We start from the raw sequence: 15958 nt of genomic DNA, 5'->3' as shown, positions 1-15958 counted from the left end.
GTTAATAGAAAAGAGAGATAAAGAATTAATAAAAATCAACAAAAATATACCACAACAAAACAAAAGGAGTTAATATGAAACGGTTACTAGCACTTTTCGCAATTGGAATTCTTTTCTACGCATGCTCTGAGAATTCTAATTTAGTTGATCCTCAACAAAACAGTACAATTTCACCCCGTCAATCCAAATCAAGTGTTGCATGGTTGACAAATGCTTCTTCTAAATCCGGTAAATTTATCGGTCTTGACCAAGCAACCGGCGAACAAGTTATTGATCTTACGGTTGGCGGTGATGTTACGGCTAACTTTGTTAGCGAAGACGGCCTGAAAACAATTTCCGCTACACTTCATGTTCCGGCTGGCGCATTGGCAAATACTCCGTCACTTCATTTCTATATGACGGCTGATAACGATAAACTGAGCATCCAGTTTCTACCGCATCCGACAATTTTTGATATTCCTATAACCATGGACCTGGAATACACAGGTGTTGATTTAACCGGAATAGACGCTCAAACAGTTTACTTTGCTTATTTGGATAATGATATGACAAGCTGGGTTATTCCAAATGAAAAGATTTTCGTAGACAAGAATACCGGCACATTAAGAATTACAGGCGGAGAGATTCCTCACTTCTCCGAATACGGATTTGTTAGAAGAACCGACGACAGTACAGGTACACCATAGTTAATTATCATGGTTAATGTTTATGAGAAATAAGATTAATAATGAATTAATTAACAATGGGAGGTTAAAGTGATTACCGATAACAATTTTGCTTCAAATCTAAATACGCTTTTGACGAGGTTTCTGACAGCAGAAGAAGTATTGGAGTATCTAGAGAATATCGCTATGAAGTTTATTCCACCTGACTTCAGACGTTATCCAAAAGAAGATCTTCTTAATAAATTCTTTACTGACAGTGTCCTATCAAAAGATATCCGCCTTGTATCGGATACATTAATAACATTTGCCGGTTCTAAACTGGAGCAGGGGAAATATATCTCCTTCTTATTAGAGTTCAGTAAATTGGCATTGGTGCAGGGTGAGAATGATCTTTCGTACGATGTGACAATGCTCCTTATACAAAAGATTATTACAACAAATGAATACAAAAAAGAATTGGCTTCCGCATATTTGATGCTTGCGGAATTTTATCTGAATCAAGCCAATTGGGATCAAGCCACAAAAAATCTATATGATGCAAAAGAGATCTTTACAGTTATTGACGATAAATACGGTATGGCCCGCTCCGAATTCCTTCTCGGCTCGATGTATGTTGAGAAAGGAGATCTGGAATCAGGTCATTACAGATTGGCAAGCAGTCTTAAAATACTCGGCGAAGGCGGAGATAAACGCCTGGTTGCCATGATTGAAACAAATTTTGCAATCATCTATTCAATGAACAGAGATTACGAAAAAGCAATCCAATCTTACAATAAAGCATTAACAAAATTCGAAGAACTTAAAGACGAAAGAAGAAAAGCCGAAGTGCTTGTTAATATCGGAATGTCTTACAGAAAACTTGGCCAATCTTCTAATGCCATCGAGTTCTTTGAAAAGAGCCATGATATTGCTAAGAGATACTCCTACTTCCCGATTCTAAAATTATGTTATTTCAATAAAGCTGAATTATTATTCCAGATTGGGAAATTACACGAAGCTACAGAATATTCACAGAAGGCACTTGATCTTAGCTATCAATTGAATGATAAAGCTGCAATCGCCGACATACACAGAATTAACGGAACCATAGCCCGTTACCAGAAAAATTATATTCTGGCTGAAAGTTATCTCTTAACGAGTTTAAGGTTAAATGAAACTCTTAATGATGAGATCAACGCAGCAGAAACAAATTACGAACTCGGTCTTCTCTTCTCCGATATGGGCGATGTTCCAAAAGCGACAACTCATTTGATGAAGTCAGTAAAGTATTATCAGAGAAATAAAAACGTCAATTCGCTTCCGGTGAATTAATAAAGATAAAAAACGTAAATAAAATTAGATATTAATAGGAGTTTATATGAAAAAGTTAATAGCATCATTCGCAATAAGTATTATTTTCTTTGCTTGTACCGAGAATAATAATATTGTTGATCCATTGGATCAACACTCCGGAAGCTCATCCCAAACCATTCAACAATTACCAAAAAATGTTACTTGGTTGAGTATGCCTTCTACAAAAGGTGATATTTTTATAGGCAACGAACAGGCAGAAGGACAACAGAAAATTGATCTTAAAAAGGGCGGCACAGTCACTGCATCCTGGCATAAGCGGGGAGGAAAAGAAATCAATGCGGAATTGATTGTCCCCGTTGGTGCAAAAAAAGATCTTAATTCTCTTGATTTTTATATGCTGGTTGACAACGACAATCTCAGTATTAAATTCGAACCGCACCCGACTTTTTTTGATATTCCATTGACACTTAATCTTGAATTCAAAGGAATCGATCTGACTGGCATTGACCCGAAAGAGATTTGTTTTGCATACCTCGATGATCCTGCTACCGGATTTGTAATCACCAACGACCAGATTACAATTGATGTAAAAGATGTAAAAAAAGCAACTATCTCTATCTCTAACATACAAATCCCTCACTTCTCAGAATACGGATTTGTAAGAAGAACTGGTGATTAATAATAGCAGGCTTTTATGATAGAAATTTAGTCATCACTAATTTATTGAAAACATAATTAATATAATAAAAATACAGGAGTCCTTATGAAAAAGTTACTAGCACTATTCGCACTAGGTTTTCTTTTCTACGCATGTTCTGAGAATTCTAATTTAGTTGACCCACAACAAAACAGTACAATTTCACCAAAACAATCCAAATCAAGTGTTGCATGGTTGACAAACACTTCTTCCAAATCCGGTAAATTTATCGGTCTTGACCAAGCTAACGGCGAACAAGTTATTGATCTTACGGTTGGCGGCGATGTTACTGCTAACTTTGTTAGCGCTGATGGCCAGAAAACAATTTCCGCAACTCTTCATGTTCCAGCAGGTGCAGTAGCAAATAGACCTTCACTTCACTTTCAAATGGCGGTTGATAACGACAAACTGACAGTCGAGTTTCTGCCGCATCCGACAGTTTTTGATATTCCGTTAACAATGGACCTGGAATACACAGGTGTTGATTTAAGCGGAATTAACCCCAGCACAATTTACTTTGCTTATTTGGATAATGATATGACAAGCTGGGTAATCCCAAATGAAAAGATATACGTAAACAAGAGTACCGGCACACTCAGAATTACAGGCGGAGAGATTCCTCATTTCTCCGAATACGGATTTGTTAGAAAAACCGACGACAGTACAGGTACACCTTAATATTAGAAACAAATAAAAATGATAGTTATTGATACTTTTAAGTAGCTAAAAAATTAGAACAGATTTTAGTAATAGTTGATAAGTAAAATTGAAGCTAAACGGCGCAAGGCAAAGATGAGAACTTTGGCACTCGCCGCTTAGCTTTTTTATTTTATAATCGACTTGCCTAGCCGTACATGAATAACCGATACAAAACAGAGAGCGAGATAAGTTATTCCAGATTGACTATACCGGAAGTCCACTAGTAAATTTCCGCCGGAAGCATGCGGAAATAACACATCAAACATTAGAAGATTTACATGAATAGTTTTTACTAATTAATAATAAATTCTACTCTTCAGGGTGGTTGCAAAAAACAATATGATTTTCAATTTCAATTCTTTTGAGTACGCTTAGACAATCTTCTTTTTTCTGCGCGCACCGGTTGTAGTAGTTGCAAAAAGAAGAATTGTTCTCCTCATCAAGAACAATATTTTTACGCTCCAACAGATACTTCCCGGATTCGAGCAAAAATTTTGAGTACGGATGCCGCGGCGATACAAAGAATTTATCAGCTGGTGCAATTTCAACAATTCTGCCGCCGTACATAACGGCAATCCGGTCAACAAGGTTTTCAAGTAAATCCAGCTCATGCGTGATAATTATTGTAGTAAGTTTTCCATCCGAATTTAATCTGCCGATCAATTCCTTAAATTTATTTTTTGACGGAAAATCCTGCGCGGAAAATGGCTCATCCAGAATTAGAAGTTCGGGATCCGCTAATAGGATTCTTGCGAGACCGACTCTTTGCCTTTCGCCGCCGCTTAATTGATATCCCAGTTTAGTAAGCAGATTCTTATCAACTCCCGTTTCAGCTAGAATAGTTTCAAAACTTTTATCAGACGAGGTTCCGTCTTCGAGCGAATCATTAATCTTTCTAAAAGGATTGATAAGTTCTTCCGAGTTTTGAAATAAGATTTGCGCAGGCTTTGCTTCTCTTTTTATCGATGAATCATAATAATAGTTTATCCGGCCCGAACTGCATTTAAGGATTGAGGCAATAAGTTTAGCCAGAGTAGTCTTACCGCAGCCGCTCTCGCCCACTATTCCTAAGATTTCTCCTTTGTAAATATCGAGAGAGATATCCTCAACAATTTTAATTTTCTTTTTACCGGAGTGATCATCTACTGCATATGAAATATTTTCTATTTTTATAAGTTCATTCATCATAACATTCATAAAAAATTTACTTTAGTAAATTTATTTTTAGACGGTTTAGACTTTCATCATCATTATCATATTCTTCAATTCCGTCCGGTTTAAGAAGACCGATTTTGCCTCCCGTACTGAAAGCAAATTTCAAATCTTGAGTTACCACGAGAATTGATAGATCATTCAGTATTGAAATCTCCGCCAGTTTTTTACTCAAGAGTACGGATAATGGCTGATCGAGCGCGCTGTTCGGTTCATCAATAATTAATAATTTAGGTTTGGAAATTATTCCCCAAATAAGCGCAATTCTTTGCGCGATGCCGCCGCTCAGTTCGTACGGATAATAGTTTAATATGATTTCTTTCGGCGGAAGTAGAAAGTAATCGAGCAGTTCATCTAGAATGCCGCTTTCAAATTTCAACTGGTCAAAATAGTAACCGATCTTTTTAAGCGGATCGAAACAATTGACCGCATCTTGAAAAATAAAGCGTACCGAATTTTTTCTTAAAAATTGTAATTCTTCAGCCGAAGAATTTAATAGATCGCAACCGAGCAAATTAATTTTCCCTTCAACCCGGTAGAACTTCAGGTCAAGCAGATTTAATAAAGTATTCAGAAAGGTAGTCTTGCCGACTCCGTTATTACCGAGAAGTGTGTATATCGAATTCTCCTCGAGTTTGAAGTTCACATTTCTGAATAAAACTTTACTTGTACCGTTAAGCTTCAATTCAACAAAATCGATATTTGCTTCGATAATAATCTGGCTAGTTCCCAAAACTGTATGCTATGCTTTTATATATCATATTCTTATTTTATTGACATAAAAGTTAAGGCAAAAGTTATGGGATTGCAATTTTTGGAATGCCAATAACAAATGAGGGAAAAGAGATGAGACCGCACTTAAAAAGAAGCTTCGTTTTTGTCATAGCATTAATTTTTACCTTAAGCTGCACAGGCACAAAAGATAAAAACGCCGATAGAATTATAATCGGCTTGGAATCCGATGTGCAAACCTTAAACCCGCTCTTCGCAATGAGCGCCTCGGAATCGGACATAACCGAATTGATCTACCTCAGTATTGTGGGACATGGGTGGGACGATCAAACTGGTTTTGTAACCACCTCACCTGTACTGGCTAAATCGATCGAGTGGAATAATGATTCAACTTCGGTTTTAGTTACAATAAGAGACGACGCTAAATGGAGCGACGGAGTAAATGTGACCGCCGATGATGTAGTTTTTTCGTTTGATCTTTACTCCGACGCAAAAGTTCAAAGCCGGTTCTTCGGTACATTTAAACATTATTATACAAAACCAGATCTGAGCATTGATCTCGCGAAAACATTTCAAGTAATTAGCCCTTCGCAAATCAGAATTAATTTTACTGCCAGCGGCAGAGCTTCCTATTTCGATTTTGATCTTCCAATTATGCCGAAACATCTATTTGAAAAATTAGACCGGAGCGGACTTGCGACTTCCGATATGAGTTTCAAACCGGTTGGAAGCGGACCGTATAAACTGGAATCATGGGAGAAAAGTCAAAATTTGAAACTCGTTAAGAACGAAAATTCATTTCTATCCTCCGGCGATGAGATAAAAGAGATCGTTTTCAAAATCATTCCGGATTATAATTCCAGGATCAATCAACTTAAAAAAGGAGAAATTGATTTAACGGAAAATATAAGACCGGAGGATATTGAATCGCTAAGTTCTGAAAAAGATTTATCTATCGTTCCTAGAAAGGGACGCGAATATGATTACCTCGGTTTAAATAATATTGAACCCGCCCAGCAGAAAGGAAAAAAGATTGTGCCGAATAATCTATTTGGAAGTCCAAGTATCAGAAAAGCAATCGCATACGCACTTAACCGTCAGACAATAATTGACGAATATCTGATGGGACACGGCGAGCTGATGGTCGGTCCGATAGCGCCGATTTATAAATCCGACCTCGATCCAACTCTAAAACCGATGGAGTTCAATATCGATGAAGCTAAAAAAATCCTTAAGAGCGAGGGGTGGAATGACTCCGACGGTGATGGTATTCTTGATAAGAACGGCAGAAAATTTTCATTTACTATAAGTGTTCCATCGGGCAATCCATTGCGAACATTTACTTCGAATATTGTTCAGAATAATTTAAAGGCAGTCGGTATAGATGCAAAGATTGAGTTCTTAGAACCTGCGGTTATTTTTCCAAAAATGTTTAAAGGTGAATTAAATGCCTGGGTTGCGGGATGGGGCGTACCGATACCTCTTAACCTAAAACCGTACTGGTATTCGGATAAAAAAATTGCCGGCGCAAATGTATGTAATTTCCGCAATCCGGAAATTGATAAAATACTTGAGAAATTGGAGACAAAAATTACCGATACTGAACGGCACGAACTTTTAAAGAGATTCCAGAAAATTGTCAGTGATGAACAGCCTGTCGTATTTTTATTTTGGATAGATAATATGGTCGGGTTCAATAATAGGATTAAAAATATCCCGATTAATCCGTTAGGCGTTGTTCAGAAATGCTGGACATGGTCAATTAATAAATAAGTTATGAAGACGAACGGAATAAAATTTATAAAGAGGTTAGCTTCCTACATCTTTACATTATTCTTATTAGTCAGTTTAATTTTCATACTTCTTAGACTCGCGCCTGGAGATCCGACGTTAAAGTTTATCTCTCCGGTGATGAGCCCGTTGTTATCGCAAGAAGTAAAGCATTCGTTTGCCCTGGACCGTCCACTTACGGAACAATATTTTTATTTTCTGAAAAATATTTTAAGCGGTGATTTCGGAATTTCATATAATTACCGCATTCCTGTAACCGAAGTAATATCGGGACCGTTAACATTCACACTCATTTTCGCTTCTATCAGTTTTATTCTTCAAGTCTCTCTTTCTTTTTTATTGGCATTATTTATAAATAAAGTACGCGGAGGATTTCTTGACAGACTACTGAACCGTCTTAATTTTTTTATTTATTCGGTACCGACAATGATAATTGGATTATTACTTGTTTACATTTTCTCGATCAAGCTGAATATTCTCCCCTCATCGGATTTACATTCCATGGATTTTAGCGACATGAGTTTAATAGAAAAGATTTTCGATTATTTCGCACATTTAATTTTGCCTCTTATAACTCTTTCAATTCCGGGGATAGTTCTTTTTTATAGTTATTTAAGAAGCGGCATAGAGACTACTTACCAGAAAAATTACATACTCTTTTTACGCGCTAATGGAACCAATGAAAAAACAATTTTTAGAAAACATGTTATTCCAAATTCCATAGGACCGCTTATTTCAATATTAGGGACAGAGCTTGGAATACTTTTGAGCGGAGCGCTGATAACAGAAATGATCTTTAGTCTTCCCGGTATGGGAAGGTTAACCATCACAGCAATATTAACAAGAGATTATCCGCTTGTAGTCGGTTCTGTCTTCATTTCCGGAATTTTTGTTCTTCTAGCAAATTTTCTTGCCGATACTGTTAAGACAAAATTTGATAAAAGATTAAACTCGGAACTGGCATGATGAAGAAAATTCAAATTTGGCATTTTCTTCTATCGCTCACTCTATTGGTAATCATTATGAGGTTTTCGGAATTAACCGGCTCATTAAGATTATTTTACAGTTTTGTCATGCTAGCTTTTAATAAGACTAATATTGTCAATCAATTTACTTTTGAAATAGCCGACCAGTTTATTTCGGCAATCGGGATAATCCTTTTATTGGTTATTTTACTTTTATTAAAAGAAAGATTAGGTTTTTTCAAAACCAAGCTAAAGCCAAGCAATGCTATAGCAACAGCTATCTGTTTTATTTTTATTTTCGCTCCATTAATTGCTGTCTATAATCCGAATCTTCAATTCGACCTCTCAGTCGCAAAAAGTCTTTCTCCCCTTTCATCTAAAGTGCTGGTTCAAATTGATGAGAACAAAACATCAATAGATAATAAACTTACACGGTATTATAACCAGAGAATGAATTTGCTTCGCGACGTTGTTGATGATAAATATTTTTTATGCGACAGTATAAAATCTAACGGTAAGATTAAAATATTTCAGAAGACTAAAGAATTTGAATTGCAGAATGTATCCGGCAGTAAGATAGACGCCGGCACTATTATATTTTTATTTGGTACAGATGAGTACGGACGCGATCTGTTTTCAAGAATTATTTACGCAACACGGCTTTCTACTTTAATCGGTATTTCGGCAGTTATAGTTACACTTCTTATCGGCGGGCTGCTGGGATTTATCTCCGGGTATTTTTCCCGGAATGTTGATATTCTTCTCAATCGTTTTACAGAGATGCTTCTCGCATTCCCGACAATATTTTTAGTCATTCTATTTTTAGCTTATTTCGGTAATTCTCTTCTTAATGTAATTATCATACTCGGCATTTCCGGCTGGAAAACTTTGTTTAAAATCGTAAGAGGTGAAGTTATTTCTCTAAAGCACAAAAATTACATTATCACTTCTCAATTGTTAGGGATGAGTAAATTAAAACTCCTTAGAAAAGATTTTCTTCCTCTCCTCCTTCCTTCATTATTGGTAAACCTTGTATTTCAATTTGCCAATGTTGTCATTGCAGAATCTTCACTCAGTTATTTAGGATTAACCGGTAATCACTTTTATCCAACATGGGGCGCCATGATATTGGAAGGTCAGTATTATCTTAATCAAGCGTGGTGGATAGCCGCATTCCCTTCCTTCTTCCTTGTGATAACTTTGCTTAGCGTTTATAGTTTAGGAAAAGAATTACAGTTAAAAGTAAATCCTTTCATTACAGATTAATAAATAATTTTCTCGAATTTTAAAATCTTAAAGCCGGGACTTGACATCGAGACCCGACCTTTAAGAATAAGTTATCATAAACCATTATCATACTGAATCGCTTTCTCTTTTGATTTCTTAGAAGGCTTACCTAAATGATATGTAACTCCAAGATACATTATTTGTGAATCCCTGCTGTTTTTTGTGTTCTGCTTTAGCCAGGAAGTATCAAGATTCATCTCACGGTTTAATGATTTGAAAAGATCGGAGATAGTAAAGACCAAAGAAAGTTTATCGTCAAATAGATCCTGCCGCAATCCAAGATTGACTACAAAACTCGGTTTGTATTCTCCCTGTGGTGTTAACCTGGATGATCTATAATTGGAATTGAATTGGATCATTGTTGTTGATGAAAGATTTGCGTTACAGCTCATATTAGCGCTCCAAGTAACAGTGGATTTATTATTGCTGAATCCAAGATTGGAAGCGTCGATCTGTTCATAAAAAGCATTGCCGCTCAAATTTGCCGTTATGAAGTTTCCATAACCGCCGGAGAAAACAACTTCAAAGCCTGCCGATTGATCTGAAGATAAATTTTCGCGTGTGGTCAAGAGAGTTGTATCGTTCAATGCTTTTGTAACCGTTGTCATTCCGTTATAACAATTTCTATAAAAGAAGCTTGGTACAACAGTTAAAAAGTCAGATTGCCATTGAAATCCGAATTCCACAGAATGAATAAATTCCGGTTTAAGATTTGGATTTCCCGCTCTAATATTTCTCGGGTCCTGATATTCAGGGAACGGATTGAGATCATCACCTTCGGGCCTGTTTGCACGCTTGCTGTAATTCAATTGAAGTTGTATCAGATCGCTTAATTTGTAACTAAGATGAAGAGTTGGGTACACGTTGAAGTAATTATTTGTAAGAATGGTATTCGTTGAAACCAAATTAGCTTTAATGAAAGACTGCTCAGCACGTAAGCCGCCTAAAACACCAAACATGCCGAAAGAATTTGAATAAGTACCATATACTGCATGTATGTTTTCGTTATATACGAAATGATTCGTTCTATCATTGTCCGGAATAAATTTTTGTTTCAGCGGATCAAAAATTTCGCTCATGTAATCGAGATCAGTTTTACTCAACTCGCCGTTGTAACCGGCTTCAATTGTGGCATCGCGGTTAATCGGATTTGAATATTCAGCCAGAAGTTCGACTTTATTCTCATTCTGTGTCAACTTGGTGTTATCATATGTACTCGAAAGAAGTGGCGTACGATAAATGTTTGTGTAATGGTTATCTTCAACTTCCGGTGAAAATGAATCGGTGATTTCAAATCGAATTTTGTGATCATCGCCGGAAAAATTATGCTGGAAGTATGCCGTTACATCTCCTTCTTTTTCATATTCCGGGTCATATCTTAATCGGTCATAATCCGTGGTTACTATTTGGTTTTGATCTCTCAATACTCTTGATGAAATATCATTGCGTGAGAATCCTCTGTAAAAATAATTGCCTGTTATACCCATACTGTTCGCTTCGTCTGCGGTAATATCTAAACCTAGCATTCCTCCACGTGAAAGCGGACGTGAATACGAACTGCTCTGATCATTATAAAAACCGGATAAATTTTTACCGTCGTTAAATTCTGTTCTAATATCGGATGAATTTTGATTGCGGTCGTCGTGCCTTAAGCTCAAACTTCCAAAGTAATTTATTGTCCCCGGTTTAATATTGAACGTAGTATTTCCGTTATATCTATTTTGGTTACCAATACTCGCGGTAATATTTCCGTTTAGCCCGGTTCCGGTTTCTTTTTTCATTACGATGTTTATAATACCGCTCGTTCCATCGGGTTTATATTTTGCCGATGGATTTGTGATTACTTCAATTCTATCAATTGAGTTTGCAGGCATCTGCTGCAAAACATCAGCTCTCGTCTTTCCCATCAGCGGTGAATTTTTACCGTTTATCAGGATCAGAACATTTGTTGATCCGCGCAGGCTTACATTGTCGTCAATATCTACTTGAACGGAAGGAATATTCTGCAGAAGTTCACTTGCCGTCCCGGTTTTACTCATAACGTCCATTTGCACATTATAAATTTTACGATCGATGGAATTATTAAGCATAATTTTATTTGATGTAACCGTAATCTCATCAAGATTAACTTCGGCAGCTGAAAGAAAAATGTCTCCCCCGCTAATTTCTTTGATTTTAGAAGAGAATGAAACCGCTTTCAAATTTTTAGTACGATAGCCAACTGAACTTACTCTTATAAAATAATTTCCAAACGGTATATCGCTAATTTCAAATTTTCCTTTACTATCTGTCATGCCTCCTGTAACAGCTGTGTTGTCAGAGACTTTCATTAAACTAATGCTCGCAAATTCGATAGGCTGATGATTAGCGGAATCTAATACTGTTCCGGTCAAAGTTCCGGCGTTTTGAGCCATAATGTTTTTAGTTGTTAATAGAATGATTGCTAATAAGATGAAAAGCACTTTGTTCTTCATTTACATCTCCATAGATAGAAAAATTTTCAATCCATATATAAAGAGGAATTTTGAAGAAACTCTGAAGAGATTAGAAGAATTATAATTTGCGAGAAGAACTAATTAACAAGATTGAAATTCACTCTAACGATATGGAACGGTTTTTCAAATAAGTATTCTATTTTGATTTTGTAGAGGTCGCATATCTTCTTGGCAATTGCCAATCCTAACCCTAAAGAGCTTTGAGATTTCTCATCATATGAAAACCTTTTGAAGTAGTTCTCTGGATTTTGCTTCGGCTCTTTCCCATTATTCTTGATTGTCAAAAGAGAACCCGTCAATTCAATAATTAATTCTCCACCGGTTATGTTATGTTTGATTGCATTTGAGATCAAATTGCTTAGGAGTATGTCAATCAAATTCTCATTGAATTCCAATTCAAAACTTGATTGTGTATTGAGGTGAACAACAATTTCTTTTGAATTTGCTATATCAGAGTAATTCTCTGCAACTTTTTCAAGTTTTTCACATAAACGTATTTTACTAGAAGGGAAAAGTTCGGCAGTTTCAAGTCTAGCTAAAAGTATGAGGGAACGGTTAAGTTTGTCAAGCCTGTCTGTATTAGTAATGATAACTTGAAGATTTTCGGTAGTTTCATTATCCATAAATTCCTTTTGAAGCAGCATCTCAGTCTTCGCCTTAATCACTGCAACAGGAGTTTGTAACTCGTGCGCCAAATCTTCCGAGAATTCTTTTAATGATCGGTACTCCTTCAAAGCTTTTCCGGATAAGCCCATAAGGGATTTTTTTAATTCGTTAAACTCGTCAATATTTGAATCATCGAGAACAGGTGGTCTGTTTTTTTGCAGTGAGAATTTTTCTAGATTTTTAAGATTATTGTAAAACGGTTTAAATATTTTTCCTGCCGTGTATCTGTTGATTATTGTAAGTACGATTAGAAGTAGTATAAGAATTGCCGATAAAATTAGGAGTATAGCAGAGAATAGATCTTCCTTTTCTATTAAAGATGCGCGTACGGTTATCTTATAATTTTTATCATTTACTTCTTTATAGACAGTATATTGCCTGTATTCTTCGGTTTCCTTTTTACCTTGGAAATAAATAAGTGTATCCTTATAAGTAGAGCTAAGATGAAGATCGTTAGGAACTGATTCTATTTCAATTAATGGGGAATATTCAATTTTGATTCCCTGGCTCAATTTATACCGCACTTCTTTACTTGTATCCTTCAGCTGTTTATCTGCTCTATCCGCTATAATCCAATCAACCGAAAAATAAATAGCAAACAATCCAGCAATAAAAAGGATTGCCGTATTCATAATGTAGTAAATCGATATTTTATTAAGGAGTTTCATTTCAATGTAAATTTATATCCAATACCGTAAACCGATTTAAGATAATCTTCGGCATTATTTTCTTTTAACTTCTTCCTCAAATTTTTAACATGAGTGTAAACAAAATCGTAGTTATCAAACGCGTTCGCGTTTTCTCCCCATACATGCTCAACTATTGCTTCTTTATTCAATACTCTTTCTTTATTACTTATAAAAAATAAAAGGAGATCAAATTCCCGTCGCGTAAGTTCTACTTGCGTTTGATTGATCAGCAGTTCCCTCTTGTCGATGTCTATAGTCAGTTCGTTTATTTCAATTCTATTCCCGCCGTCGAATTGTTTTCGTCTGATCAGAGATTTAATCCTAGCATTCAACTCTGCAAGATGAAACGGCTTGGTAATATAATCATCCGCACCTGTGTTAAGCCCGTAAATCTTGTCGTCTAGAGATTCCTTTGCTGAAATTATTATAATTCCGCATTGCCGATTCACCTCTTTAATAATTTTTATTAGGTCGAGACCGTTTCCATCGGGCAGCATCAGATCAACCAGTGCGCAGTCATATTCATAAATATTTATAAGACTTAATGCTTCTTCGTATGTAAATGCGTTATCAATATTGTACTGTTCCTCTTTTAGATAAGAGGAGATTGTTTTGGCTAAATCCTTTTCATCTTCTATTAGAATAAGTTTCATAATGAAATATAAGGAATCAATTCTGAAGAAATTTTGGAGAGGACCGATTTATTTTTTAAGACATGATCTAATTCGAAAGGTATATTAGTTAAGAATTTAAGTGATATTTTCGATTACCAAAGATTATATCAACACATTCACTATCAAAAAGAAAGGATATTCAATTCGTTTGATCACTATGAGTAAGGATAATAAAATATTACTTCCGGCATATATGAATGCTTTGGAAAATTAATATTTTCAGAAAAGAAATGAATTTGAACTATTAACCGGAAAAAGAATAATATGTAAATGTTTTTCTATGTACCGTTCCGCTTAACAATCAAAAATTTATCGCCGTATCGGATTGGCATACTGAATTCATGAGTATTTAGGCTTTTTAATTCTTTCTGTAGATAATCCGGATAAATATGAATATCCACACTCTCAACTTTGCCTCTATTTATTCTGGATGGATTAATAGAATATTTCAGAGCTAGATCCCCGAAATCCTGACCTTTCTTCAGCGCTTCATACACCTCATTTGCCTGGACAATATTCTCACATAATATCTCTGAGAATGAGAGATAAAGCGGTTCTCCAATTTCAATTCTGATATTCTGCTGGATCCAAATACTGCGGGGATGATTATTAACCAACGGAGGCGCATATTTCCATTTTTTGAGTGACTCAATCAACTTCATATCCCATGAATGATCTCCACTGGATCTTAGCAATTTAACTTCAATAACTGAACCATTTTGATTGATCAACATCAATGCCGATATTCTAAAATTCGGTTTGTAAATTTCTTGCAGTACGGTAGGCAACGGATACTTTTCTAATAGTTCCAGCCTGGTAGAGTTAGTTTCATTTTGCGGTATCGAACTGCAGCTTATTGTAATGATTGAACAAAATAAGAAAACAATATTTTTCATTTTACACCTCTTTATAAAAGGTATTAAATAATATTGTCTCTGATTAATGATAGGGACAGACAGTAACCGGATAAAATATAACAAAATTCTATCTCAAGTACAGTCCCATTGGGATGTATCCAAGATCAATGAGGTTGTTAACGATAAATTATCAATTGGAGAGGTCAATTCATCTTCGGTCTAAATTATTTTATCAGAATCATTTTTTTAGCTTCTGTATATTCATTAACCTGAATTCTATAAAAATAAATTCCGCTCGGAATATTTTCCCCGTCAAAATCTACCGTATAACTGCCGGGCGATCTAAAGTCATTTACTAAAGTCGCAATTTTGTTTCCAAGCAGATCAAATACATTTAATGAAACTTTCCCTGAAGTAGAAATTTGATATTTTATTTTTGTACTTGGATTAAATGGATTAGGATAATTTTGCGAAATTGAATAGTTGGTAGGAATTTCTTTTTTGTTTAGATCATCCGAGACAGAAGTGATGCCGTCTCCCTTAAGACAACGTACGCTAAAAGCTGCTTCCTTACCATTTAAATAGAGAAGAATATTGCTATCACTATATCCCAACTCAAGAACATTAGTATAAGTTGAATTGTAATCAGTTGAACTCCAGAGCCAGATATAAACTCTCAAATGACTGAAGTAATATGATTGACCGTTAAAGCCGCGACTGCCTGAAAGCAGTGCCGAAAAACCGCTTGTATTAGTTCCGGCACCGATACCAATTCCTTGACCCTGACCGATTTCTTTTAATGAGTTGCCGTCATTATTAACCGCAGATCTCAATTCCGTTAATTCATCCAAAGTCGGTAAATGCCATCCGCCAGGACAAATGCCCTGTACTTTGTTTCCGCTTGATGTATACTTCATTGCTTCATTCCAAGAATATAACCCGCCATACTTCTCACAATTTGAAAGATCATCTTGATAACAATATTTTTCTATTACATTGTTGTTAGCCTGGCTTTGATTGCCGTTTATCATGTTACCAATATCTATATTTTCTTTCAACCAGCATTGATTCCCTACTTGTATTGTATTGTAAGTCTTACCAGCATATGTTATTGTGGGTGTGCCGGAACAAGGACTTTGTGCATAGTAAATTGTTGCCGAGACAAATAAGAAGAAAAACGAAAGTATTTTTTTCATTAAAATCCTATATAATCAAGGTCGCTCTTGAGTTCATATT

General features: G+C 35.8%; 14 protein-coding genes. 7 read left to right on the top strand and 7 right to left on the bottom strand.

Features of this window, described 5'->3' with window-relative positions:
- Nucleotides 1–74 precede the first annotated feature (74 nt).
- From NTX65_03335 to NTX65_03320, 4 genes are all read left to right on the top strand, one after another.
- The gene (locus NTX65_03335) at nt 75–686 is read left to right on the top strand and encodes a hypothetical protein (protein ID MCX6168346.1); all 612 of its coding nucleotides are present in this window, start codon (nt 75–77) and stop codon (nt 684–686) included.
- 69 nt (nt 687–755) lie between these two features.
- Nucleotides 756–1976, top strand: coding sequence for a tetratricopeptide repeat protein (locus NTX65_03330; protein MCX6168345.1), 1221 nt, complete (start codon nt 756–758; stop codon nt 1974–1976).
- A gap of 46 nt (nt 1977–2022) precedes the next feature.
- A complete protein-coding gene (locus NTX65_03325) occupies nt 2023–2637 on the top strand; it encodes a hypothetical protein (GenBank protein MCX6168344.1) in 615 nt (204 codons plus the stop codon).
- Nucleotides 2638–2721: 84 nt separating this feature from the next.
- The gene (locus NTX65_03320; protein MCX6168343.1) at nt 2722–3333 is read left to right on the top strand and encodes a hypothetical protein; all 612 of its coding nucleotides are present in this window, start codon (nt 2722–2724) and stop codon (nt 3331–3333) included.
- A 330-nt stretch (nt 3334–3663) separates the two neighbouring features.
- Here the strand turns inward: NTX65_03320 and NTX65_03315 are convergent, their stop codons facing one another.
- Nucleotides 3664–4542 carry an ATP-binding cassette domain-containing protein gene (locus NTX65_03315; GenBank protein ID MCX6168342.1) on the bottom strand — a complete coding sequence of 293 codons (879 nt, stop codon included), beginning with the start codon at nt 4540–4542 and terminating at the stop codon, nt 3664–3666.
- Nucleotides 4543–4558: 16 nt separating this feature from the next.
- Complete coding sequence (locus tag NTX65_03310) at nt 4559–5299, bottom strand: ATP-binding cassette domain-containing protein (GenBank protein ID MCX6168341.1); 741 nt, start codon at nt 5297–5299, stop codon at nt 4559–4561.
- Nucleotides 5300–5412: 113 nt separating this feature from the next.
- On the opposite strand from NTX65_03310, the gene NTX65_03305 reads away from it, so the two are divergent.
- Genes NTX65_03305 through NTX65_03295 form a run of 3 tightly spaced genes read left to right on the top strand, consistent with a single transcriptional unit; the run spans nt 5413 to nt 9320 of the window.
- Complete coding sequence (locus NTX65_03305; GenBank protein MCX6168340.1) at nt 5413–7071, top strand: ABC transporter substrate-binding protein; 1659 nt, start codon at nt 5413–5415, stop codon at nt 7069–7071.
- Nucleotides 7072–7074: 3 nt separating this feature from the next.
- Nucleotides 7075–8055 carry an ABC transporter permease gene (locus NTX65_03300; protein MCX6168339.1) on the top strand — a complete coding sequence of 327 codons (981 nt, stop codon included), beginning with the start codon at nt 7075–7077 and terminating at the stop codon, nt 8053–8055.
- Complete coding sequence (locus NTX65_03295) at nt 8052–9320, top strand: ABC transporter permease (protein ID MCX6168338.1); 1269 nt, start codon at nt 8052–8054, stop codon at nt 9318–9320. Before NTX65_03300 ends, NTX65_03295 begins: the two co-directional genes overlap by 4 nt.
- A 74-nt stretch (nt 9321–9394) precedes the next feature.
- Here the strand turns inward: NTX65_03295 and NTX65_03290 are convergent, their stop codons facing one another.
- The 5 genes from NTX65_03290 to NTX65_03270 form a co-directional block, all read right to left on the bottom strand.
- Nucleotides 9395–11815 carry a TonB-dependent receptor gene (locus tag NTX65_03290; protein MCX6168337.1) on the bottom strand — a complete coding sequence of 807 codons (2421 nt, stop codon included), beginning with the start codon at nt 11813–11815 and terminating at the stop codon, nt 9395–9397.
- Between the two features lie 98 nt (nt 11816–11913).
- Entirely contained in the window at nt 11914–13134 is a 1221-nt protein-coding gene (locus NTX65_03285; GenBank protein ID MCX6168336.1) for a HAMP domain-containing sensor histidine kinase, read from the bottom strand.
- A 32-nt stretch (nt 13135–13166) separates the two neighbouring features.
- Complete coding sequence (locus NTX65_03280; GenBank protein ID MCX6168335.1) at nt 13167–13844, bottom strand: response regulator transcription factor; 678 nt, start codon at nt 13842–13844, stop codon at nt 13167–13169.
- Nucleotides 13845–14143: 299 nt separating this feature from the next.
- On the bottom strand, nt 14144–14761 hold the full coding sequence (locus tag NTX65_03275) for a TonB family protein (protein MCX6168334.1): 618 nt from the start codon (nt 14759–14761) through the stop codon (nt 14144–14146).
- Nucleotides 14762–14946: 185 nt separating this feature from the next.
- Nucleotides 14947–15918: a T9SS type A sorting domain-containing protein gene (locus NTX65_03270; GenBank protein MCX6168333.1), complete on the bottom strand. Its 972-nt coding sequence runs from the start codon at nt 15916–15918 to the stop codon at nt 14947–14949.
- Between the last annotated feature and the right edge of the window lie 40 nt (nt 15919–15958).

The organism is Ignavibacteriales bacterium (assembly GCA_026390795.1).
Taxonomy (GTDB): domain Bacteria; phylum Bacteroidota; class Ignavibacteria; order Ignavibacteriales; family Melioribacteraceae; genus Fen-1258.
Note: the sequence above shows the minus strand (reverse complement) of the source record. Positions and strands in the feature narration are given on the sequence as shown.